Annotated in this window: 21 protein-coding genes; 12 read left to right on the top strand and 9 right to left on the bottom strand. The window is 72.9% G+C overall.

All coding sequences use genetic code 11. From position 1 onward, the window contains the following. Positions 1–47 precede the first annotated feature (47 nt). Entirely contained in the window at positions 48–1928 is a 1881-nt protein-coding gene (locus ACSDR0_RS13730) for a hydantoinase B/oxoprolinase family protein (protein WP_435289160.1), read from the top strand. A gap of 15 nt (positions 1929–1943) precedes the next feature. On the opposite strand, the gene ACSDR0_RS13725 is transcribed toward ACSDR0_RS13730, so the two are convergent. From ACSDR0_RS13725 to ACSDR0_RS13710, 4 genes are all read right to left on the bottom strand, one after another. Then, positions 1944–2912 (bottom strand): hypothetical protein, encoded by a 969-nt coding sequence (locus tag ACSDR0_RS13725; protein WP_435289159.1) that lies wholly within the window; start codon positions 2910–2912, stop codon positions 1944–1946. A 113-nt stretch (positions 2913–3025) separates the two neighbouring features. Beyond that, complete coding sequence (locus tag ACSDR0_RS13720) at positions 3026–3907, bottom strand: ABC transporter ATP-binding protein (protein ID WP_435289158.1); 882 nt, start codon at positions 3905–3907, stop codon at positions 3026–3028. Continuing rightward, complete coding sequence (locus ACSDR0_RS13715; protein WP_435289157.1) at positions 3904–4323, bottom strand: GntR family transcriptional regulator; 420 nt, start codon at positions 4321–4323, stop codon at positions 3904–3906. The genes ACSDR0_RS13720 and ACSDR0_RS13715 overlap by 4 nt, the downstream gene beginning before the upstream one ends. Before the next feature lie 260 nt (positions 4324–4583). Beyond that, positions 4584–5354 carry a TetR/AcrR family transcriptional regulator gene (locus ACSDR0_RS13710; protein ID WP_435289156.1) on the bottom strand — a complete coding sequence of 257 codons (771 nt, stop codon included), beginning with the start codon at positions 5352–5354 and terminating at the stop codon, positions 4584–4586. Between the two features lie 123 nt (positions 5355–5477). Here ACSDR0_RS13710 and ACSDR0_RS13705 point away from each other — a divergent pair, with 123 nt between their 5' ends. The 11 genes from ACSDR0_RS13705 to ACSDR0_RS13655 all read left to right on the top strand — a co-directional run bounded on the left by ACSDR0_RS13705 (position 5478) and on the right by ACSDR0_RS13655 (position 17971). Further along, complete coding sequence (locus tag ACSDR0_RS13705) at positions 5478–5732, top strand: hypothetical protein (RefSeq protein WP_435289155.1); 255 nt, start codon at positions 5478–5480, stop codon at positions 5730–5732. 229 nt (positions 5733–5961) lie between these two features. Continuing rightward, positions 5962–6165: a cold-shock protein gene (locus ACSDR0_RS13700; protein WP_049562746.1), complete on the top strand. Its 204-nt coding sequence runs from the start codon at positions 5962–5964 to the stop codon at positions 6163–6165. 181 nt (positions 6166–6346) lie between these two features. Further along, positions 6347–7612, top strand: coding sequence for a PucR family transcriptional regulator (locus ACSDR0_RS13695; protein WP_435289154.1), 1266 nt, complete (start codon positions 6347–6349; stop codon positions 7610–7612). Positions 7613–7720: 108 nt separating this feature from the next. Continuing rightward, a complete protein-coding gene (locus tag ACSDR0_RS13690) occupies positions 7721–7855 on the top strand; it encodes a hypothetical protein (protein WP_435289153.1) in 135 nt (44 codons plus the stop codon). Next, the gene (locus tag ACSDR0_RS13685) at positions 7852–10236 is read left to right on the top strand and encodes an AMP-binding protein (RefSeq protein WP_435289152.1); all 2385 of its coding nucleotides are present in this window, start codon (positions 7852–7854) and stop codon (positions 10234–10236) included. The genes ACSDR0_RS13690 and ACSDR0_RS13685 overlap by 4 nt, the downstream gene beginning before the upstream one ends. Beyond that, a complete protein-coding gene (locus ACSDR0_RS13680) occupies positions 10233–11351 on the top strand; it encodes a VOC family protein (protein WP_435289151.1) in 1119 nt (372 codons plus the stop codon). Before ACSDR0_RS13685 ends, ACSDR0_RS13680 begins: the two co-directional genes overlap by 4 nt. Next, a complete protein-coding gene (locus ACSDR0_RS13675) occupies positions 11348–12289 on the top strand; it encodes a fumarylacetoacetate hydrolase family protein (RefSeq protein ID WP_435289150.1) in 942 nt (313 codons plus the stop codon). The genes ACSDR0_RS13680 and ACSDR0_RS13675 overlap by 4 nt, the downstream gene beginning before the upstream one ends. Further along, the gene (locus ACSDR0_RS13670) at positions 12286–13851 is read left to right on the top strand and encodes a bifunctional 3-(3-hydroxy-phenyl)propionate/3-hydroxycinnamic acid hydroxylase (protein ID WP_435289149.1); all 1566 of its coding nucleotides are present in this window, start codon (positions 12286–12288) and stop codon (positions 13849–13851) included. The genes ACSDR0_RS13675 and ACSDR0_RS13670 overlap by 4 nt, the downstream gene beginning before the upstream one ends. A 2-nt stretch (positions 13852–13853) precedes the next feature. After that, the gene (locus ACSDR0_RS13665; protein WP_435289148.1) at positions 13854–14816 is read left to right on the top strand and encodes an amidohydrolase family protein; all 963 of its coding nucleotides are present in this window, start codon (positions 13854–13856) and stop codon (positions 14814–14816) included. A gap of 450 nt (positions 14817–15266) precedes the next feature. Next, positions 15267–16424: a CaiB/BaiF CoA transferase family protein gene (locus tag ACSDR0_RS13660; RefSeq protein WP_435289316.1), complete on the top strand. Its 1158-nt coding sequence runs from the start codon at positions 15267–15269 to the stop codon at positions 16422–16424. 50 nt (positions 16425–16474) lie between these two features. Then, a complete protein-coding gene (locus tag ACSDR0_RS13655) occupies positions 16475–17971 on the top strand; it encodes a carboxyl transferase domain-containing protein (RefSeq protein WP_435289147.1) in 1497 nt (498 codons plus the stop codon). A 15-nt stretch (positions 17972–17986) separates the two neighbouring features. Here ACSDR0_RS13655 and ACSDR0_RS13650 read toward each other — a convergent pair whose 3' ends face one another. From ACSDR0_RS13650 to ACSDR0_RS13630, 5 genes are all read right to left on the bottom strand, one after another. After that, the gene (locus tag ACSDR0_RS13650; protein WP_435289146.1) at positions 17987–18418 is read right to left on the bottom strand and encodes a hypothetical protein; all 432 of its coding nucleotides are present in this window, start codon (positions 18416–18418) and stop codon (positions 17987–17989) included. Beyond that, positions 18415–18876, bottom strand: coding sequence for a hypothetical protein (locus ACSDR0_RS13645; protein ID WP_386266744.1), 462 nt, complete (start codon positions 18874–18876; stop codon positions 18415–18417). Before ACSDR0_RS13645 ends, ACSDR0_RS13650 begins: the two co-directional genes overlap by 4 nt. A 10-nt stretch (positions 18877–18886) precedes the next feature. Then, entirely contained in the window at positions 18887–19681 is a 795-nt protein-coding gene (locus ACSDR0_RS13640; RefSeq protein ID WP_435289145.1) for a carbon-nitrogen hydrolase family protein, read from the bottom strand. Next, the gene (locus ACSDR0_RS13635) at positions 19678–20568 is read right to left on the bottom strand and encodes a DUF418 domain-containing protein (RefSeq protein ID WP_435289144.1); all 891 of its coding nucleotides are present in this window, start codon (positions 20566–20568) and stop codon (positions 19678–19680) included. The genes ACSDR0_RS13640 and ACSDR0_RS13635 overlap by 4 nt, the downstream gene beginning before the upstream one ends. Before the next feature lie 337 nt (positions 20569–20905). After that, the gene (locus ACSDR0_RS13630) at positions 20906–21859 is read right to left on the bottom strand and encodes an SWIM zinc finger family protein (RefSeq protein ID WP_435289143.1); all 954 of its coding nucleotides are present in this window, start codon (positions 21857–21859) and stop codon (positions 20906–20908) included. Positions 21860–22106: the final 247 nt, after the last annotated feature.

Raw genomic sequence — 22106 nt, 5'->3', positions numbered from 1 at the left:
CGAGGGACGAGCGGCCCGTGTGGTGAGCGAGGAGCGGTGAGCGACCGATGAGTGCGCAGCGAGCCCAAGGCGGGGAGCGGCCGGTGAGCGTGGCCGACCCGGTGCTGGTGGAGATCGTCGAGGGGACGCTCGCGTCGGTGGAGATGGAGGTCGAGACGGCCATCGCCCGTACCGCCCGCTCACCCATGATCCGCGACGCGCACGACTTCCGCGCGGGCATCCACGACGTACGGCTGCGCAAGCTGACCGGCAGGTCCTACTCGGCGCTGGTCCAGCCGATCGTCAGGGACTTCCCGGTCGGCGAGATGAAGCCCGGCGACGTGTTCTTCCACAACGACGTCTACCTGTCCGAGGGCGGCATCGGGCATCTGCCCGACCTGTGCGTGACGGTCCCGGTCTTCCACGACGGGCAGGTCGTCGCCTTCGTGCAGGCGTTCGGCCACCACGACGACATCGGCGGGGCCGTACCGGGCTCCATGCCGAGCAACGCGCGCAGCGTGTTCGAGGAGGGACTGATGGTCCCGCCGATCAAGCTGTGGGACGAGGGCGTGCCCAACCGGGCGGCGCTCACGATCATGACGCGCAACTCCAGGATGCCCGACTCCCTCGCCGGAGACCTGGACGCCGAGTGCTCGGCCTGCCTGATGGGCGCGCGGCGGCTGGGAGAGCTGTTCGACCGGTACGGGCGCGAGGCGGTCGAGGCGTGCTTTGACGCGATCATTTCCAACACCACCGAGACGTTCCGCAGGGAGCTGCTGGCCAAGATCCCCGAGGGCACGCACGTCTGGGAGGACTACGCCGAGCACGACGGCGTCGACGAGCCCCGCCTGCACACGCAGCGGATGACCCTCACCGTCGACCACTCCGCTCCGGTGCCTCTCGTCATCGACTTCACCGGCACCTCCCCGCAGGCCAAGGGCCCGATCAACCACGCGGGCGACTACGCCGACGGGGTGTTCCTGAAGAAGTGGCTGGCGCCGATCCTGCGCAACCTGGCCGACACCCCGGAGCGGATGGCCGAACTCGACGTCAACGAGGGTGTCGTGCCCCTCATCGAGATGCGTTTCCCCGAGAAGGGCACCCTGCTCACCCCCGTCTTCCCCGCCCCCACCAACGCCCGCACGTTCGTGATCCTGCGCCTGCTGGGCGTGCTGGCCGGGGTGCTGGCCAAGGCGACCGGCGGCCGGATGCCCGCCGACCAGGAGACCATCCGCTACACCGGCGTCTACGGCGACGGCGTCGACGGCACCCCGTACCTGATGAGGGAGGTCCTCGGCGGCGGCTCCGGCGGCCGGTGGTACGCCGACGGCGAGGACACCATCCACGTGGTGCCCGACTCGCGCAACATCCCGGTCGAGTTCGCCGAGTCCCGCTGGCCGTTCCGGGTCGAGCGGCTCGGCCTGGCCCGCGACTCCGGCGGCCCCGGCCTCTACCGGGGCGGCCTCGGCTACGACAAGCACCTGCGGATGCTGCGCGACGCCTCGTTCATGTCCATCGCCGACCGCTCGATCCTGTCGTGCTGGGGCGTGAACGGCGGCCGGGCCGGACAGCCCTTCGTCGTGGAGATCGAGGGCAGGGAGATGGAGGGCCTGGTGGACGACTCGCCGGTCCGCGCCGGTGAGATCATCCGCGTGCGCACCACGGGCGGAGGCGGCTGGGGCTCCCCGCTGGACCGCGACCCCGCCCTGGTGGCCGCCGACGTCCGGGACGGCAAGGTCTCCGCCGACGGCGCCCGCGACGACTACGGGGTCGTCCTGTACGGCGACCTCGACGATCTCCGGGTGGACGCCGAAGCCACCGAGGCCCGCCGCGCCGGCCTGCGCGCCGCTCTCCCGGCCGATCCGGCCGCCCGGCCCTTCTTCGACCGGGGTCCGGGCTTCCCCACCCTGTCGGGCGGCCTGCCGTACGCGGAGGTGGATCTCATGTGACGCTCGTGGAGCGGCTCATCTCCGGCGGCGGAGGGTGCGGGTGACGGTGAGGCCGCCGAGGGCGAGGGCGCCGGTCAGCAGGATGGCGGTCTCGGTCCACTGGAAGCGCCAGAACCGGTCGACCGGGTGGTGGTAGACCGCCTTGCGGTAGCCCTCGTCGATCAGGCACTCCTCCTTCAGCAGCTGGGCCCGTTCCGAACGGGCGTCCACCCCGGGAGGCGGAGGGCAGGCGCCGGCGGGCGGCTCGGCGATCTCCCGGCCGGAAGGATCGACCCAGGCCTCGCCGACCAGGTTGCCGCCGCCCTCGTAGAGCGCCGTCCAGCCGGTGGTGACGGTGCGCACCGGCTCGGCGTAGGAGTCGCGGGAGAAGAAGACGGACGGGACGGTCAGGGCGACCAGCGCCACGGTCACCGCCATCGCGGCCAGGGTGCGCCGGAAGAACGTCCCGGCGGCGGCGCCCAGGACGAAGGCGAACAGCCACCACGCGGCCGGGACGACGCCGATCATGGTGAACGTCCCGGGTTCCAGCGACTTGTCGCCGACCACGTCGCGGAACACCGGCAGCCACGCGCTGATCATCGCCGACAGGAGCAGGGCGGCGGCCATGACCATGCCGCCGAGCAGGCAGAGTTTGGTCACGAGCCACCGTCCGGGGGAGACCGACTGGGTCCAGGCCAGCGCGCTGGTCCCGCGCTCGAACTCGGACGCCAGCAGCGGTGCGCCCCAGAAGGCGCCGACCAGCGCGGACCCGGCGACGGGAAGCAGGCCGAAGACCATGAAGACCGGGTAGTAGTAATCGTCGTAGATCGTCGAGTTCACGCCGGAGCACGCGGCGGCGGGGCCGGGGCAGCCGGGCGGGGCCTGGTCGGCGACGTAGGCGGTCGCCCGCAGGCCGGAGATCAGCAGCAGCACCCCCAGGGCGAGCAGTAGACCGCAGGTCACCAGGATCTGCGCGCGATGCTGTCGCCAGGTCAGCCAGAGCAAGGAGGAATCCCTTCAGGTGGTTCACCCGGTACGCCTGGTTCACCCGGTACGTCCGACGGTCCGTGCGAAGGACCGCGCGAGGCCGGTGGTCCCGTACGGCGGAGCGGGGTGGATCAGCGGGTGGAGGTCAGGGCCGGGCGGGGGAGGGCCGCGAGGTCGGGGGCGCGCAGATAGGCCAGCACCGTCTCCTCCAGGTTCACCGGGCGGGCGGTCCAGCGCGGGTCGAGCGGCGGAGCGCCGTCCCGGACGAGCAGGGTGGCCCGCCGCCCGGCCCCGCCCCGCGAGATCACCGGCAGCCGGGCGGCGAGCGCGTCGGCGCCCTCGGCGGGGCCGGTCAGCAGGAGGTGCCCGGCCACCAGCTCGTCGATGTCGCCGCTGACCTGGACCCGGCCCCCGTTGACCACCATCAGCCAGTCGCAGGTCCCCTCCAGCTCCGACACCACGTGCGAGGAGAGCAGCACGGTCAGCCCCGTCTCGGCGACCGCCGCCATCAGGCCGCGCATCACGTCCTGGCGGGCCAGCGGGTCGAGGTCGGCCAGCGGCTCGTCCAGCACCAGCAGGTCCGGGCGCTTGGCCAGCGCGACGGTGAGCGCCACCTGCGTCCGCTGCCCACCCGACAGGCCGCCGACCCTGCGGCCGAGCGGAATGTCCAGCTCGGCCAGCCGCCCCCTGGCCGCCGCGTCGTCCCACCGGGGATTGAGCCTGCGCCCGAACGTGAGCATCTCGGCCACGCTGAAGCCCGCGTACAGCGGCTTGCCCTGCGCCATGAACGCGATCCGCTCCAGGTTCTCGTGCGCGGGCCTGCCGAAGACCCGCACGCTCCCCGTGGTCGGGGCGAGCAGGCCGACGGCCATCTGCAGCAGGGTCGACTTGCCCGCGCCGTTGGGACCCACCAGCGCGACCACCCGCCCGGACGGCACCGCGACCGAGCAGTCGCGCAGCGCCCAGGTCCGCCGGTAACGCCTGCCCAGTGCCTCGGTCTCCAGGGCGGTCACGCGATCTCCTCACGGGACGCGCGGGACTCGCGGGAGAAGTCGGTCAGGACCGAGGCGACCAGTGCCTCCAGATCCTCCAGGTCCAGGCCCGCCTGGTGCCCGTCACGCACCCAGCGCACCAGGTCGGCGCGCAACTGCGCGCGGTCGCCCGTGGAGGTCCGGCCCAGCGCCCGCTCCACGAACGTGCCCTGCCCCGGCCGCCCGCTGACCAGGCCCTCACGCTCCAGCTCGCGATACGCCTTCAGCACCGTGTTCGGGTTGATCGCCAGCTGGGCCACGACCTCCCTGGCCGTCGGCAGCCGGTCACCCGGCTGTAGCGCGCCGAGCCGCAGCGCATGCCGGACCTGGTGCACCAGCTGGAGGTACGTCGCCACCCCCGAACCCCGGTCGAGGTGGAATTCGATCAACGTCCACACCCTTTCACTAATTAAGTAGTGAAAGGGTGAAGCTCGCGCGGGGGAATGTCAAGCCCGGCCGGGTACGCCTCCGCGATAACCGCCGCACGGCACGGCGGGCCAGGAGATCTCGGTGATTCCCATGGCGTGCGGGGTGCGGGGGCGCGGCGGTCCTTGGGGGCGCGGGTCGCGGGGGCACAAGGGTTGCTGGGTGCGCGGATCGCCGGGGCGCCGGGTCGCGACGGATCTTGGGTGCGCGGGCCGCCGGGGCGCGAGGGTCCTCACGTGCGCGGGTCGCCTCCCGGGCCCGTGGTGAAGATGCGACCGAGGTGGTAGTCGACGGCACGCCGGACCTCGGCCATGGTGCGCCGTCCGTGGAGGGCGTCCATGCCCAGCCCGGTGACACCGGCCACCAGGAGGTCGGCCTCGTGGCGCGGGTCGAGCCCCGGCGCGGCCGTCCCGTCGCGCTGGGCCCGCCCGATGACACCGGCGACCAGATCCTCGAGGGGCTGGGCGTCGTGCAGGAAGACCGAGGCCAGCGCGGGGTCGGTGAGACTGCGGGCGTAGTAGGCGGCGAGGACCCTGAGAGCCGCGCGGCGCCGGTCGTCCAGCGGCAGGAACTCACCCAGGATCGCCCGCAGCAGGGCCCGGGAGTCGGAGGGGTCGGCCAGGGCCTGGCCGATCCGTACGCGGGAGTGCCGCTCGTTGTCCTCGTTCAGCAGCTGGAGCGCGGAGACGAGCAGCCGGTGCTTGCTGTCGAAGTGGTACTGGACCACGCGCAGCGACACCCCGGCCTCGGCGGCGACCTCCCGCATGCTCGCCGCGTCCAGCCCGCGCTCGGCGGCGATGCGCCAGAGCGCCTCGGCGATCTCGCGGCGCCTGGAGGAGCGCGCGCCCGGCTCGGGGGACGCGGGCGCGGGAGGCGGGTTCTTCCGCCGCCGGTACGCCTTGGCCTGGCAGCCGCGCGAGCAATACGCCGGAGGCCGCCCTCGCGTCACCGCTGGCAGCGGGGCGCGGCAGACCTGGCAGGCCGCCCTCTTTTCATCACGCACCTTCACAGTATATTCACAATATTATGTGATGTAAGTAGCAGGAAAGGCTGATCGATGCCTTTTGATCTCATGGCGCTTTGATACGTTCGTATCATCATCGTGCGACACATGAGGAGGTCGGCCATGAACGAGGCCTGGTATCGGCTCGGAATGCTTCTGGTGCTCGCCGCGGGTGTCTGGGAGGGGCCGATAGCGATCATCTTCCGCCTGTTCACCGACAAGGCTCCCAATGTTCTGACCGCGGCCAACTACCTGCCCGCCCCCTGGTGCCACGTCGCGGCCGCGGGCGCGATGATCGCCGCCTTCGCCCTGATCGTGCTCCTGGACGCCGGTCACAAGCGGGCATTGGCGCGCAAGGAGGGGCCGGGCGGTGGGTGATCGTTACCGGCTCCGGGCTCCGGCCGGGGTGGACTCGCGCGTTGGTCCGCACAGGTGCTAGCCTGGACTTAGTTGCGGTTGTGGTACCCATGAAACTTTGTGTGCACCTGGCGGATAACCCTTCAGGTGCATTTTGTTTTCCCGGTCATCTCCGGATGGGCTCATCGCGGCGACGCGAGGTTCGCACAGTGCGGATCTCGGCTCTGCCCCCTATCGAAGGAGAATGATCATGGCGACTGGAACCGTTAAGTGGTTCAACGCTGAAAAGGGCTTCGGCTTCATCGAGCAGGACGGCGGCGGCGCCGACGTCTTCGCTCACTACTCCAACATCGCCGCCCAGGGCTACCGTGAGCTGCAGGAAGGCCAGAAGGTCTCCTTCGACGTCACGCAGGGCCAGAAGGGCCCGCAGGCGGAGAACATCGTTCCCGCCTAGTAGCAACAGGCACATCACGGGCCGGGGCCCGCACCTTTCGAGGTGCGGGCCCCGGCTCGTTTCGTGTCCCCCGTCCGTGCGCCGGGCCCAGGACGGCGTACCGGCCTCCCGGTCACATGCCCCGAGGAGGCCGCGGTTCCGCCCGGCGACCGGGGAGACGTCCCTGGCCGATACTGGGGGAATGAACGTGCCCTCGGCCGCCTGGCTGCTCAGGCTCGCCCCACGCGGTGAGGTGCCCGAACCCGCCTCCTCCTCCGTGGTGCTGGCGGCGGCGGCCTCGCGCCTCGGACCCGGCCCGGTCGGCTGGGCGGTGAAGCTCGCCCACCGGATGACCGAGGACATCATCGAGCAGGTGCCCGAGCACGGCGGGGGACCGGCCCCGTTCGAGACGTTGCGGCGGTCGGTCGAGGCGACGGTCCTGACCGCTCTGGAGGGGCTGCTGCACGAGGTGCCGCCCACCCCGGACCTCGTCGCGCCGGCCGCGGTGGAGGGCGACGCCGAGCACGCCCGGCGCGGCATCGCGCTGGACCGGGTGCTGCGCGGGGTGCGGCTCGGCCACGCGATGCTGCATCGGGCGCTGATCGCGGCGCTGGAGGAGGAGCCGGAGGAGGTCCGGGCCGCCGAGGGCCGCCGGGTGGCCGAGACGCTGTTCGCCTACGCCGACGTGCAGGCCAGCCGGCTGGCCGAGGAGTACATCGCCGAGCGGGAGCGCTGGCGGGCCGGCAGCGCCGCCGCCCGCCGCCGGATCGTCGACGACCTGCTGGCCGGGCGCGCCGTGGCGGTCGAGAAGTCCTCGCGGACACTGGGGTACGAGCTGCGGAACCATCACCGCGCCTTCGTGGTCTCGGCCACCGGCCCCGAGACCCTCTCCGAGGAGGTCCAGCGGTTCGCCGAGACGCTCGGGGAGGCCACCGGGGCGCAGGGGCTGCTGGTGGTCCGGGCCGATCCACGCGAGACCTGGGTGTGGGCGGGCTGGGCCGCCCACCCTCCCGCGGGACTGATCGCCGATCTCCGCGATCGGCTGGAGGCGCCGGAGGGCCTGACGGCCGCGGCCGGACCCGCCTCCCACGGCCCGGCGGGGGTACGACGCAGCCACCACGGGGCGCGGGAGGCCGCCCGGGTGGGCCGCGCGGGCTGGCTGGCCGACTACGCCGAGAACAGGGTGCCGGCGCTGATCACCGCCGACGCCGAGCACGCCCGCTGGTTCGCCGAGGAGACTTTGGGAGAGCTCCTCGGCGGCGACGCGCGCTCCCGGGAACTGCGCGAGACGTTGCGCGTCTACCTGGCCTGCGGCCGGAGCCCGCAGACGGCCGCCGGGCTGCTGCACATCGCCCGCAACACCGTTGTTTACCGGGTGCGCGCGGCCGAGGAGATCCTCGGCCGCGCGATCGGAGACGACCCGCTGGAGATACGGCTGGCCCTGGAGATCGCCCCCACCCTGTCCTGAGCGTCTTGGGCGCGGCGACCAGTCGCGGCGCCATCTTCTGGCTTCCCGGCCCAAGCGGTCCGGCGGCCGCCCCCGTTCAATCGGAGGTGAACCCGCCAAGGAGGACAGATGCGCATGGCCGATCTCGCCGGACGGACGATCCCGGCCCCCGGTGACGAGACGATCGACGTTCACCGGGGCTCGTGCGGCCACTTCGGGGGCGCCGGCGCCTCCCGTACGACCCTTGGGACGGTCCGGTCATGACTCCGGCCGCCCACACCCGGGGGGAGCGGCCGCTGGTGCTCCTGCCCGAGGACCTGGCCGCGGTGGAGGCGATCCCGTTCGAGGAGCGCGACCTGCCGGCGAGCACGTACGAACTGCTCGCCCTGGCCGGCGCCCGCCACGGAGACGACCCCGCCCTGCACCTGCTCGGTGAGGGCGCGGACGACTGGCGCCGGGCCCCGGTCTGGACGTTCGCCGAACTGTTCGCGCGGGTGACGCGGGCGGCGAACGCCTACCACGCGCTCGGGCTGGAGCCGGGCGGCACCGTCGGGCTCATGCTGCCCAACAGCGGCGCCGCCTACGCGGCCCTGTTCGGCGCCCAGGCCGCCGGAGTCGCCAACCCGGTCAACCCGATGCTCGCCGAGGAGCACCTGACCGGCATCCTGACGCTCACCGGCGCCCGGATCCTGCTCGCGCCCGGCCCGGACTCGGCCCCGGAGCTGTGGCGTAAGGCCGAGCGGATCGCCGCGCGGCTGCCCGGGGCGCGCCCGCCGGTGCCGCTGGAGGAGTTCACCGGCTTCGCCGCCGGCCGGCCCGCCGACCGGCTGCTCGGCCCCTACCGGCCGGGACCGGGCGACCTGGCGGCCTTCTTCCACACCGGCGGGACGACCGGGACGCCGAAGGTCGCCCCGCACACCCACCGCAACGAGGTCTACATGGCGTGGGCGATGGGCTGTTCCGGCGGATTCCTGGACGAATCGGTCTGGCTGGGCGGGCTGCCGCTGTTCCACGTCAACGCCGTGCACGTGACCGGGCTCGCCCCGTTCCTGCACGGCCGGCCGGTGGTCGGCCTCGGCCCGCTGGGCTACCGTGACCGGGCGCTGATGGCCGACTTCTGGCGGATCGTCGAGCACTACCGGGTCACCGGCTTCTCCGGCGTGCCCACCGTGTACGCCTCGCTGCCGCCCGTCCCGGCCGACGTCGACCTGTCACGCCTGCGGGCCGGGGTCGTCGGCGCGGCGCCGCTGCCCCGCGGGGTCCGCGACGCCTTCGAGTCCTCGACCAAGGTGCCGATGCTGGAGGGCTACGGGCTGACCGAGGCCACCTGTGCCACCGCCTCCACCCCGGTGCTCGCCCCGCGTCCCGGTTCGGTCGGCCTGCGCCTCGCCTACCAACGGGTCAAGGCGGTCGAGCTGGACGTCGGCGGGACGTCCGTCCGCGACCTGGCCCCCGGCGAGAGGGGGGTGCTGGCCGTCAGCGGGCCGAGCGTGTTCCCCGGCTACCTGCGGCCGGGGCCCGGCGGGCCGGTACCCGACCCGTCCGGCAAGATCTTCGATGGCTGGCTGGTCACCGGTGACCTCGGCCACGTCGACGAGGACGGCTACGTCCACCTCGTCGGACGTGCCAAGGACCTGATCATCCGGGGCGGGCACAACGTCGACCCCCGGCCGATCGAGGAGTCCCTGCTCGGCCATCCGGAGGTCACCGCGGCCGCGGTCGTCGGCGGCCCGGACGCCCACTCCGGCGAGGTCCCCGTCGCCTACGTCACCCTCGCCCCCGGCGCGCGGGCCACCGAGGAGGAACTGGCCGCCTGGGCCGTCCGGCACGCCCCGGAACCGGCCGCCGCGCCGAAGGCCGTGCACGTCCTGGAGGCGCTGCCGGTGACCTCGGTCGGGAAGGTGTTCAAACCGGCGCTGCTGCGCGATACGGTCCGCCGCGTCGTCCTCGCCGAGATCACCGGGGCCGGGCTCATCGGGGCCGTCGAGACGGACGCCGAGGACGGGCGGGTCCGTGCCTCGATCACCGTGGCGGGGGACCGGACGGCGCTCGCCGCGCGGCTCGACCGGTACACCTTCACCCACACCTTCACCGAGCCCGAGCCTGAAGCGGGCCTCGAGCCTGAAGCGGGCCTCGAGCCCGAGCCCGAGCCTGGACCCGGACCCGGACCCGGACCCGTGGCGGGACCCGAGCCCGAACCCATTGCCGGACCCGGCACCGAACCCGTCGTCGGCGCCGCGGTGCACGCGTTCCTGGACCGGAACGTCGTCGGCCTCCTGGGCACGCTCCGTTCCGCGGGCATGCGCCAGTCCGTCGTCTACTACGCGGCCGACGGCGACCGGCTGCTCGTCTCGACGCTGTCCGGCCGCGGCAAGGCCAGGGACGTCACCCGCACCGGCCGGGCCTCGCTCTGCGTGGCCGGGACGCGGCCCCCGTACCCCTCGGTGACGCTGGAGGGCCCGGCCCGGGTGCGCACCACCGCGATCGCCGCCGACACCGCGGCCGTCATGGCCCGCATCGCCGGACACGAGATCACCGACCCGATCGGCGACGACGACCTGGCCGCCATGGGACGGGTGATCGTCGAGATCACCGTCGACCGCGTCTACGGCGCCAGCTACCTCGACGAAGGAAATCGATCATGACCCATGACGTGCACAGCGGCCTGCACAGCGAGCACGGCGGGACCCGCCGCGAACATCCGGGCCGTACGGCCAACCCGGTGATCAAGGTCGCCGACCTGGCCTGGCTGGAGTTCGTCAAGACCGACCTGAAGCGCGCCGAGACGTTCCTCACCGACTTCGGGTTCACCGTGGCCGCGCGCACCGACGCCGCCCTCCACCTGCGCGGCACCCTGCCCGGCAGCCACTGCCTGGTCGTCAGGAAGGGGCCGGTGTCCCGGTTCGTCGGCCCGGCCTTCCACGCCGCCGACCCCGCCGACCTGAACCGGCTGGCCGCCGCCACCGGAGGCCGGGTACGCGACCTGGCCACGCCCGGCGGCGGGCGGGCGGTCGACCTGGTCGACCCCGGCGGGCTCCCGGTGCGGGTCGTTCACGGGGTCGAGGAGCTGCCCGCCCTCGCCGGGCAGCGGCCCCTGCCGTTCAACCGGGGACGGGACCTCGGGCGGATCAACCTCACCCAGCGGCCGGCCCGCGAGCCGGCCGGGGTGGAGCGGCTCGGCCACGTCGTCCTGCAGACCCCGCGCTTCGGCAGGGCCCTGGACTGGTACCTGGAGACCCTCGGGATGATCGTCAGCGACTTCCTGTACCTGGACGGTCAGCGGGACCGCGGCCCCACCATGGCGTTCGTCCGCTGCGACCGCGGCACCGAGCCGGCCGACCACCACACCCTCGCCATGCACCTGGGCCCCGGCACCGGATACGTGCACTCCGCCTACCAGGTCGCGGACCTGGACGCGCTCGCCGCCGGCGGGGAGTTCCTCAAGAGCCGCGGCTACCGGCGCTCCTGGGGGATCGGCCGCCACGTCCAGGGCAGCCAGATCTTCGACTACTGGCGCGATCCCGACCGGCTGATGGTCGAGCACTTCACCGACGGCGACCTGTTCGACAGCACCGTCGAGCCGGGCTGGGCCGCCATGTCGGCCAGCGGCCTGGCCCAGTGGGGGCCACCGGCCACCCGCGACTTCCTCGGCTCCAACCCCTCGCCCGCCCTGCTGCGCGACGTGCTGAACGCGTTGCGCGCCGACAACGAGATCGACCCGGGCCGCCTGGTCGGTCTGATGAAAGCGATGAACAGATGAGTGTCAACGTACTGCGCACCCAGGACGCCTGGTGGGTGGAGAACGACGGCGAGGCCACCCGGGTGCCGACGTCCGCGACCACCACGGCCGAACTGCTCGCCGATCGCCCCGCCCTGGAGAAGGCGCGGCACGGCTCCGAGCGGGTGCCGGTGAGCGGGCTGCGCCCGCTGTCGCCGGTCACGGCCCCCTGCCGGGTCGTCGCGCAGATGGTCAACTACCGCTCCCACGCCCGCGACTCCGGCATGGATCCCGACAAGGTGCCGCCGACGTTCTTCCGCAAGTCCTCCGGCTCGGTGAGCGGCCCGTACGACCCCATCGAGGTTCCCTCCCACGTCGGCCTGCTGGACTACGAGGTCGAGATCGGGCTGGTCCTCGGCGCGCCCCTGCCGATCGGCGCCACCGTGACCGAGTCCGACCTGCCCCGCCTGGTCGCCGGGCTCGTGGTCGCCAACGACGTCTCCGCCCGCGACGTCCAGTTGAGCAAGGGCCAGTTCTACGAGAGCAAGTCGTATCCGACCTTCACCCCGCTCGGGCCGCACCTGACCCTGCTGGACCCCGAGGACTTCGCCCGCCTGCCGGACCTGCGGCTGACCCTGGCGGTCAACGGGCAGACCCGGCAGGACTCCACCTGGGACGACATGATCGTCAAACCGGCGCGGGCGCTCACCCTGCTCGCCCGCTTCCAGACCCTGCTCCCCGGCGACCTGCTGCTCACCGGCACCCCGGGCGGGACCGCGCTCAAGGCCCCGCCCCCGCTCGTGGAGAAGATCGGCGCCCTGCTGCCGCCCGAGGTGAAGTGGCGGACGTTCTTCGCCCGGCAGGCCAGGAACCCCCGCTATCTGCGGCCCGGCGACCGGATCAGCGCCCGCGTCCTCAGCGGCGACGGCCGGCTCGACCTCGGGACCCAGACCACGACCGTCCGGGCGGCCCGGCCGTGACCGGTAGCCCCGAGGCCGGGAGGCTGCCCGTCGTCATCGTCGGCGCGGGCCCGACCGGCATGACCGCCGCGGCGCTCCTGGCCCGCCACGGCGTCCCCAGCGTCGTCTGCGAGCGGCATCCCGAGCCCTACCCGCTGCCCCGCGCCGTCCACCTGGACGACGAGGTGCTGCGCATCCTGCAGAACGTCGGCGTCGCCGAGGAGTTCCTGGGCATCAGCATGCCCGCCGAGGGACTGCGGCTGGTCGGCCCCGACCTGTCCACGATCGCGGAGTTCCGCCGGGACCGGCCGGTCGGCGACCACGGCTGGCCGCAGGCCAACATGTTCGACCAGCCCGAGCTGGAGCGCCTGCTGCGCGCGAACCTCGCCACCCTGCCCGCCGTCGAGTTCCGCCCGGGCACGCTGGTGGAGGACGTCGAGAACGTCACCGGCGGACCCGGCCCCGTGCGGGTCTCGGTCCTGGACACCGCCACGGGGCGGCGGTCCCGGATCTGGTCGGCCGCGGTCCTGGGCTGCGACGGCGCCAACAGCACGGTGCGCACCGCCATCGGCGCCACCCTGAAGGGAGGCCGGTTCGCCGAACGGTGGCTGGTCGTCGACGCCCGCAGCCCCCGTCCCCTGCGGCACTGGAACGGTGTCCACCAGCTCTGCGCTCCCGACGCCGCCGCCACCTACATGCGCGTCGGCGAGGACCGCCACCGCTGGGAGTTCCAGATCGGACGTCATCCGCTGTCCGGTCTGGAGACCCTGCTGTCCCCGTGGCTCGGCGACGTCGCCTTCGGCGAGCTGCGGATCCTCCGGCAGGCCGAGTACACCTTCCGGGCCAAGGTGGCCGACCGCTGGCGGCGGGGACGGGTGTTCCTGCTCGGTGACGCCGCCCATCTGACCCCGCCGTTCATCGGCCAGGGCATGGGGTCGGGGCTGCGCGACGCCGCGAACCTGTGCTGGAAGCTCGCGCTCGTTCTCACCGGGGGCGCCGACGAGCGGCTCCTGGACACCTACCAGGCCGAGCGGGCCGCGCACGTCAGGAGCGTCATCGGCATCGCCGTCACCGTCGGCTGGATCATGACCTCGCCGTCTCCCTCCGCCCGGCTCGCCCGCCGGCTGGTCGCCACCGCGAGCCGCCACCTCCCCTTCCTGCAGGCCCGCCTCGCCGGTACGGCGCTGCCCCGCCTCCCCGACGGGCCCCTGGTGCGCCGGGCCCACGACCCGCTCGCCGGAGCCCTCTGCCCCCAGCCCTGGATCGCCGTCGAAGGGGAGACGCGCCGGCTCGACGATCTGATCGGCGGCTCCTTCGCCCTGCTGCACAGCGGGCCGCTGGTGCCCGAGCTGGCGGCCGTCGCCTCCCTGTGCGACGCCCGGACCGTCCGGGCGAAGGGGGAGCTGGCCCGCTGGCTGGCGCGGGCGGGCGCCGACAGCGCCCTGGTCCGGCCGGACGGGATCGTCCTGGCCAGCGCCACGACGAGGACACGCAGGCAGCGGTTCTACCGGTTCGACGACGCCTGGACCAGGCTGATGCCGGTACGGGGCCGGGGCCGCCCGACCTTCGAGACCACGGGGTGACCATGACCGATCCACGACGCGTCGACGTCCACCAGCATTTCGTCCCCGAGGAGTACGCGCGCTGGCTGCGCGCGGAGGGAATGCCGACCCCCGCAGGCCACGACCTGCCCGCCTGGAGCCCGGCCGAGGCGCTGGCGTTCATGGACCGTCACGGGGTCGCCACCGGGATCCTGTCGCTCACCTTCCCCGGCGTCCGGATCGGCGACGGCGCCCGGGCCAGAGGGACGGCTCGCGAGAAGGCCCGCGTCTTCAACGAGCTGGGCGCCGAGCTGGTCAAGGACCACCCCGGCCGGTTCGGCCTGTTCGCCACGCTCACCCTGCCGGACGTGGACGGCGCCGTCGCCGAGGCCGTCCACGCGCTGGACGAGCTGGGCGCCGACGGCGTCGTCCTGCTCGCCAACAGCCGGGGCACCTACCTCGGCGACCCGGCCTACGACCCGCTTATGGCCGAGCTGGACCGCCGCCACGCCCTGGTGTTCGTGCATCCCGCCGAACTCCCCGCCTCGCCGGTGCCCGGCATCCCGCCCTTCGCCGTCGACTTCCTGCTCGACACCACCCGGGCCGGCGCCCGCCTGGTGCGCAACGACGTCCCCCGCCGCTTTCCCGGCATCCGTTTCGTCATGGCGCACGCCGGAGGGTTCATCCCCTACGCCGCCTACCGGATCGCCGCCACCGTCTTCGCCGAGACCGGCCGCGACCCCGACCAGATCCTGGACGAGCTGAGCTCCTTCTACTTCGACACGGCCCTGTCCGGTTCGCCGGCCGCGCTGCCCAGCCTGCTCGCGTTCGCCAAGCCGGGGCACGTCCTCTACGGCAGCGACTGGCCGTTCGCCCCGGAGATCGCCGTCGGCTACTTCAACGGCCTCCTCGACGGCCATTCCGTGGACGAGGCCACCCGGGCGGGCATCCACCGGGACAACGCCCTGGCGCTCCTGCCCCGCCTCGCGAAACGGCCGGGCCTCTGACCCGGCGAAGGCGGGGGCCGGGGAGGAGCGGGAGGAGCACCTGGGAGAGCCGGGGCGGGCGTTTGTCGCGGTGAGGGCCGTCCGGCCGCTCGCCGTCGCGGGAGCCGGCGGAGCGCCCGTCCAGGAGTGAGACGCCGGTGAAGCCGGCCGTCGCCGGCGACGGTGAACCGGCCGTGTTGGCCGGTCCGTGTGGTCCGCCGGAGTGTCCGACGTCGCGTCCAGGTGAGCCGGCACGTGGGCGCCCCCTGTTTTCCCCGGCCGGAGCCGTACGGGAGATCGTGACGAACACGTCCCCGCGATCTCGCCCCCTCCCGTCCCGCTCGGTGATGGTATGGGAGATCATGGGGGTTCCTCCGTCCGGATATCGTGCCAAGTGGTCTCATGACAAACAGGCCGGGATCGGGGGAGCCCTCGTCGGCCGGGCCGACCACCACGCACCGGAGGTTGATCTTGCAGGGAGCACTCGGCGACATCGTCGTCCTCGACCTCTCTCGCGCGCTCGCGGGCCCGCACGCCGCGCAGATGCTCGGCGACCTGGGTGCCCGGGTGATCAAGGTGGAGCATCCCGCGGGAGGTGACGAGTCGCGGGGCTGGGGCCCGCCGTTCGTGGGTCCCGACCACGACATCTCCACGTATTTCCTGGCGGCCAACCGCAACAAGCAGTCGATCGCCGTCGACCTCAAGTCCGCCGGGGGTAAATCGCTCATCGAGCGCCTGGTACGGCAGAGCGACGTGCTGGTGGAGAACTTCCGCACCGGGGTCCTGGACCGGCTGGGCTTCTCCGTCGAGCGGCTGCACGAGCTCAATCCCCGCCTGGTCATCCTGTCGATCACCGGTTTCGGCCATGACGGCCCGGAGGGCGGCAGGCCCGGCTACGACCAGATCGCGCAGGGCGAGGCGGGGCTGATGAGCCTGACCGGCCCGTCCCCCGAGGAGCCGTACCGGGTGGGCGCCTCGGTCGCCGACCTGCTCGGGGGCATCCACGGCGCGTACGGCGTGGTCGCCGCGCTCTACGAGCGGGAGCGGACCGGCAGGGGCAAGGTCGTGCGGACCTCGCTGCTGGCCGCGGTGACCGGGGTGCACTCCTACCACGGCACGGCCTGGACGGTCGGCGGGCAGGTGCCCGGGGCGGGCGGCAACCACCACGCCTCCATCGCCCCGTACGGCGCCTTCCGCTGTGCCGACGGCATGATCCAGATCGCGGCGGCGAACGACGCGCAGTGGCGCAAGGTCGCCGCCTTGCTGGACATCGACCCATTTGTCACGAAATATGCGACCAACAGGGAAAGATTTGCCCATCGGGATGAGCTGATCGCCGACATGGAGCAGACGCTCACCAAGCACGACAGGGGGCACTGGCTGGCCGCGCTCGGCGAGGCCGGGGTGCCCGCCGGGGCCATCAGGTCCATCGACGAGGTCTACGCCTGGGACCAGACCCGCTCCCAGGGCCTGGTCGTCGAGGTGGACCACCCGGTGCTCGGCACCATCGAGCTGCCCGGACCGCCGCTCCGTTTCGACGGCGACCCTCCCATGCGGCATACCGCCCCGCCCGCCCTCGGTGAGCACGACGACGAGGTCCTCGCCTGGCTGGAGGAGCGCGAGCGATGACAGGCACACCCCCCCCTCCACGCCCGCGTCCCGTCCCGCGGAGCGCGGTCATGACCCCGGCGCGGCCCGACGCGCGCACGCTGATCGACACCTTCCTCGACCCGGGGACGTGGCTGTCGTGGGACGAGCCGCCCGCCGACCCCGCCGCGCCCGGCTCGGGGTACGCCGAGGAACTGGCCGCGGTCCGGGCCAAGACGGGATACGACGAGTCGGTGATCACCGGGGAGGGCCTGCTGGAGGGGCGCCGGGTGGCGATCGTCGCGTGCGAGTTCTCCTTCCTGGCCGGTTCGATCGGGGTGGCCGCCGCCGAGCGGCTCACCGCCGCGGTCGAGCGGGCCACCGCCGAGGGGCTCCCGCTGCTGGCCGCCCCCGCCTCGGGCGGGACCCGGATGCAGGAGGGCGCGATGGCCTTCGTCCAGATGGTGAAGATCACCGCCGCCGTGGCCGCGCACCGCGCCGCGGGACTGCCGTACATCGTCTACCTGCGCCATCCCACCACCGGCGGTGTCTTCGCCTCCTGGGGGTCGCTCGGGCACGTCACCGCCGCCGAGCCGGGCGCGCTGATCGGCTTCTTGGGGCCGAGGGTGTTCGAGTCGCTGCACGGCTACCCGTTCCCCGAGGGCGTCCAGGTCTCCGAGAACCTCTTCGCCCACGGTCTGGTCGACGCCGTCGTGTCGGCGAAGGACGCCCGGCGGATCGCCGTACGGGCGCTCGCCGTGCTGTGCGCCTCCCGCCGGGACCTGGATCCGGGGCCCGAGCCGGACGAGCGGATCCCCACGGTCCAGGCGTGGGACGCGATCAGCCGCTCCCGCCGCGACGACCGCCCCGGGGTGCGGGCGCTGCTCAAGCTCGGCGCCTCCGACGTCACCCCGCTCCACGGCACCGGTGTGGGCGAGAACGACCCCGGCCTGATCCTCTCCCTGGCCAGGTTCGGCGAGGCTCCCGCGGTCGTGCTCGGCCAGGACCGGCGGCACCAGCGGATCGACGCCCCGCTCGGCCCGGCCGGGCTCCGGGTCGCCAGGCGGGGCATGCACCTGGCCTCCGAGTTGGGGCTGCCGCTGGTCACCGTGATCGACACCGCCGGTGCCGCGCTGTCCAAGGCGGCCGAGGAGGGCGGCCTGGCCGCGGAGATCGCCCGTTCCGTGGCCGATCTGGTGATGCTCGACGCCCCGACCGTGTGCCTGCTGCTGGGGGAGGGCGCGGGCGGTGCCGCCCTCGCGCTGCTCCCCGCCGACCGGGTGCTCTGCGCCCAGCACGGCTGGCTGTCGCCGCTGTCTCCCGAGGGGGCCTCGGCGCTGCTGTACCGGAGCGTCGACTTCGCCCCGGAGATCGCCGCGGCGCAGGGCGTGAGATCCACCGACCTGCGCCGGGACGGCCTCGTCGACCGGATCATCCCGGAGTTTCCCGACGCCGCCTACGAGCCGGAGGCGTTCTGCGTCCGGGTCGCGCGCACCCTGGAGCACGAGATCGCGAGACTGCTGGAACAGGCCCCCGCGGACCGCCTCGCCGCCAGGCTGGCCCGCTACCGGCGGCTCGGCGTGAGCTGAGGGGGCCGGGGGGCGTTACAGCTCAGAGCCCTCCGGGACGAGAGGGACGGGCAGCCGCTCGATCCTGATGGAGAAGACCTCGTCGCGGGGGACGACGACCTCGTACGCCCCGTGGTCGACCATCCAGTAGCCCAGCGCCTCGGCCTTCATCCCGCTGTGCCCGGTGTAGGCGATGTGCAGGCTCTCCTCGCCGTTCTCCTCGGAGACGTCGAGGACCAGGCACGGCTCCCCGCCGAACGCGCCGACCGTGCGGACCAGCACCAGCCAGTCGAGGTCCTCGCGGGCGACGACCAGCCGCCAGTATCCGGAGGCCGCCTCGAAGCCCTTCTGGGCCTCCTCGTTGAACAGCACCACCTCGGCGCTGCCCGGACCGAGGGCCGCGGCGTACGTACGGCCGGAGTAGCGGGCGGCGAACCCCGAGGCCACCGGCTCGATCTCGGCGCTCATGAGGCGGGCCGCCAGCTCAGGCCGTCGTAGAGGCCGAAGAGGCGTTCCTCGCCGGGGACCACGTGGATGATCTCGGCCCCCGCGGGGATCGGCATGGGCGTGGTGTGGAACTGCGGCACGACGTGCTCCCGCGAGGTGGTGAAGCCGTTTCCGGCGAAGGGGGGTGAATCGTTCCAGTCACCACCCATGTGCGGGCCGTACGGCACGACGTAGGCGTCCATGTCGCGGGCGAACCAGCGCATCAGATAGATCTCCGGGACCGTTGCGGCCAGCTCCGAACCCTCGAACCCCAGGTCGAGACCGGCGAAGAGCTGCGCGGGGGTGGTCAGCCGCGCGCAGTCCTGAACCCGGTACACGTATCCGGAGATCACGGTGCGTCTGCCGGCCAGATAGGGCACGAGCAGCCGAGGCGGTATGACCTTCTGCATCTGCGTTCTACGCCCAGGTGGCTCACTCACGGTCGGCATTTTACGATCCGCCGACCTGGAGCCGCCGGTGTTCCAGGCACGGCAGGGCATTCCGGGTGGCAATCGTGATCTGCGAGTCGATTTCGCACATCTGTACGGCCGGTGTGGGTCCCATATCGGTGCGTGTCACTCCCATTGGATCGATCAGCATGCTCCGCCCGATCCCGAAGCCGTCGCGGGCCTCCGGATTCGGCGCCTGGCCCACGGCCGCGACCCAGGTGGTGTTCTCGATCGCGCGGGCCCTGACGAGGGTGGTCCAGTGCTCCTCCTTCATCGGCCCCGAACCCCACGCGGCGATCACCGCGAACATCTCGGCCCCCAGGTCGACCAGGGCCCGGGTGAGCTCGGGGAAACGGATGTCGTAGCAGGTGACCAGGCCCACCCGGAGCCCGGCCAGCTCCACCACGACCGGGGTGTCGCCCGGCGCGACCAGCTCGGACTCGCGGGCGCCGAAGGAGTCGAACAGGTGGATCTTCCGGTAGGTCGCCTCGATCGAGCCCGAGGGGCCGATGGCGACCGCGGTGTTGTACACCCGGCCCTCGACGGGCTCGAACACCCCGGCGATCACCGACAGGCCGTGCTCCCGCGCCGCTCCGGCCAGCCCGGTGACGAACGGCCCGTCCAGTGGCTGGGCGAGGTCGGTGACGTGCCTGCCGTACCGGGTGAGGGTGGCCTCCGGGAATATCGCCAGCTCGGCGCCACCCGAGGCGGCCTCGGCGAGGGCGTCGAGGGCACGGCTCAGGTTGGCGGAGGGGTCTTCGGCCACCGGGATCTGACAGAGGGCGATGCGTGTCACGGATGTGACCCTATCCGTCTGTTCGGTACTCGTTCCATCCACGTGAGGCTCCGCCACGCCCATTCCAGCGGCCCGTACCTGTACCTGGCCAGCCACGCGCGGCTGAAGAACGCCTGAAACACCAGGACGGCGACGGAGAGCGCCACACCGGCGAGCCGGGTGTCGTCCGCGATGAGCAGCGGTAAGAAGAGCAGGATGATCGGGGTGCTCATCAGGTAGTTCGTCAGCGCCATCCGGCCGAGCGGGGCCAGGGCCGCCAGCAGCGGGTCGCGCAGCCGGGTCCGCAGCAGGAGCAGCAGCCCGGTGCCGTAGGCCGTGGCGGCGGCGAGCCCGGCGGCCGCGTAGACGGCCCCGTGGAAGAGGACGGGGTCCTTGGCGATACGGATCCAGAGCCAGGTGAGCGTCACGCCCAGCACCGCGCTCGCCACGAACGCGGGCGGCAGCAGCCACTCGGGTGGCGGGCGTTCCATCAGGGCCATGCCCAGCACGAACAGGCCGGGGATGAGGATCATTCCGCCGCCCTGGTGCACCGCCCACGCGGTGAGGGTGACGCCCAGCACCACCACCGCGGGCTGGGGGAAGAACGAGACGGGCAGCAGAACCAGCGCCCCGAAGATCGCGTACGGCAGGAGCACCTCGCCGTGGTTGAAGAACTGGTGGATCAGGCCGAGGGCCGCGAGCACCGCCAGCCTGCGCAGCAACACGGCACGAGGGTGTTCGGTCCGCCCGGATGCCGACCTCAGGAAGAGGACGAAGCTCAGCCCGAACAGGAACGAGAAGATCGGGTAGAACCTGCTCTGCAGCAGGTTGTCGATCGCCCAGTCGACCGCGTTGCGATCGGCGTCCCTCAGATGCTCGCGTGTGTGCTGCCAGGTGTTGACCAGCATGATCCCGCACACCGCGAAGCCGCGGAGCGCGTCGAGCTCGTGGAGCCGGGTTGATCCGGTCGGTCCCGTTGGGTCCGTCGGTTGGGTCGGTCCGGTCGGTCCGGTCGGTCCGGTCGGTTGGGTCGGTCGGGTCACAGGAAATAGACGTATCACCCCATAATCGCTTACGCATAGACGACGTCTCTTACGCACAGACGACCCCGTTCATCGATCGGCGCCCGGACGGCCGGGATGGCGGGCGGCGCCTCGGGCCGGGTGACCGGCCCGCCGCCCGCCGCTCAGAGGTCGGGCCCGTCCGGGGAGAGGGGGACGGGCGTCGCGTTCCTTCGTGAGGGTGTCACCGTTTCCCGCGAGGGTGTCGCCGTTTTCGTGAGGTCACCGTCCTCGGCGAGGTGTCGCCGTCCTTCGTGAGGTCGCCGTCCTTCGTGAGGTCGTTGTCCTTCGCAAGGGTGTCACCGTCCTCCGCGAGGGCCCGGTAGGCGGGCCGGAGCAGGTCCTGAATCGGGACGCGCCGCGCCGTGAGCGCGGGCGGTTCGAGGGCGCGCAGCAGCAGGTCGGGCGGGCCCGCGGGCGGCGCCGTCCGGTCTCGCAGGCGGGCGGGGGAGACTCCGGGCTCGTAGAAGTCGGCCAGCCGGTCGGCGAACGGCACGTCGGTCACGTCGAGCGGCCCCGGCCGTGCCTCCCGATCCTCGGCGGCCGCGTCGCCGCCCGTCTGGCGGAGGGCGTCGAGCAGGGCGTCCCTCGCCATGCCCCGCCAGGCGAGGACCAGGAACGGGTCGTCGTCGAACGCCTCGGCCAGCACGTACAGGACCGCCGACAGATGCTTGCAGGGGAAGCCCCAGTCGGGACACGAGCAGTCCATGTCCAGGTCGCGCTGATCGGGGAAGAGCGGCAGCCCGCACTCGCGGAAGACGTCCTCGATCTCCGGCGGCATCTCCCCGGCGAGCAGTTTCGCGCGGTGGAGGGCTTGAGCGCCCAGCGCCTCGGCGAGTGTCCGCCACCGGTCCGCGTCGTAGGCCGTGATCTCGATGCGGACCCGGTACGGGCTCTTCCTCGACCCCTGCACCCGCGCCGCGACCAGCCCGGGGCCGAGCTCCAGGTCGAGGACCTGGCCCGAGCGCGCGTACGAGCGCCCCCGGCCGAGCCTGCCCCTGTCGCAGACGCGCTCAAGGATGTCGATGAACCGCCGCGACCACCACCGCTCGCCGATCGAACCCCGCCTGCTGCGCACCCGCATGCCGCCCTCGACCCGGATCGGCCCGGAGGAGTCGAACCAGCCCTTGCCGCTCATCGCGCCTCCCCCGCCGCCGGTTCGCGAGCGCACCCGTGAAGCGCGCCACACTTGCCCGGGTCGTGTCCGTGCGAGGTGGGCCTCCCCGGATCATGCCCGACCTGGAGGCATCCGCCTGACGCGTCTCGCCCGACGACTCGCCCGCCGCCCCCGCTCACGAGACGGCCTCCGGGCCGAGCCGGAACAGCTCGCGCAGCTGGTCGGTGGACAGGTCGGTGATCCAGTCTTCGCCGGTGCCGACCACGCT

The sequence above is a fragment of the Streptosporangium sp. G11 genome, assembly GCF_051192615.1.
GTDB lineage: Bacteria > Actinomycetota > Actinomycetes > Streptosporangiales > Streptosporangiaceae > Streptosporangium.
This window is presented reverse-complemented; position numbering and strand designations above follow the sequence as displayed.

Coding starts and splice junctions, on each gene's coding strand:
- ACSDR0_RS13680 (WP_435289151.1), top strand. CDS start 10,233: ATGACCCATGACGTGCACAGCGGCCTGCACAGCGAGCACGGCGGGACC.
- ACSDR0_RS13630 (WP_435289143.1), bottom strand. CDS start 21,859: ATGAGCGGCAAGGGCTGGTTCGACTCCTCCGGGCCGATCCGGGTCGAG.
- ACSDR0_RS13655 (WP_435289147.1), top strand. CDS start 16,475: ATGACCCCGGCGCGGCCCGACGCGCGCACGCTGATCGACACCTTCCTC.
- ACSDR0_RS13685 (WP_435289152.1), top strand. CDS start 7,852: ATGACTCCGGCCGCCCACACCCGGGGGGAGCGGCCGCTGGTGCTCCTG.
- ACSDR0_RS13650 (WP_435289146.1), bottom strand. CDS start 18,418: ATGAGCGCCGAGATCGAGCCGGTGGCCTCGGGGTTCGCCGCCCGCTAC.
- ACSDR0_RS13690 (WP_435289153.1), top strand. CDS start 7,721: ATGCGCATGGCCGATCTCGCCGGACGGACGATCCCGGCCCCCGGTGAC.
- ACSDR0_RS13705 (WP_435289155.1), top strand. CDS start 5,478: ATGAACGAGGCCTGGTATCGGCTCGGAATGCTTCTGGTGCTCGCCGCG.
- ACSDR0_RS13700 (WP_049562746.1), top strand. CDS start 5,962: ATGGCGACTGGAACCGTTAAGTGGTTCAACGCTGAAAAGGGCTTCGGC.
- ACSDR0_RS13675 (WP_435289150.1), top strand. CDS start 11,348: ATGAGTGTCAACGTACTGCGCACCCAGGACGCCTGGTGGGTGGAGAAC.
- ACSDR0_RS13635 (WP_435289144.1), bottom strand. CDS start 20,568: ATGCTGGTCAACACCTGGCAGCACACACGCGAGCATCTGAGGGACGCC.
- ACSDR0_RS13665 (WP_435289148.1), top strand. CDS start 13,854: ATGACCGATCCACGACGCGTCGACGTCCACCAGCATTTCGTCCCCGAG.
- ACSDR0_RS13695 (WP_435289154.1), top strand. CDS start 6,347: ATGAACGTGCCCTCGGCCGCCTGGCTGCTCAGGCTCGCCCCACGCGGT.
- ACSDR0_RS13730 (WP_435289160.1), top strand. CDS start 48: ATGAGTGCGCAGCGAGCCCAAGGCGGGGAGCGGCCGGTGAGCGTGGCC.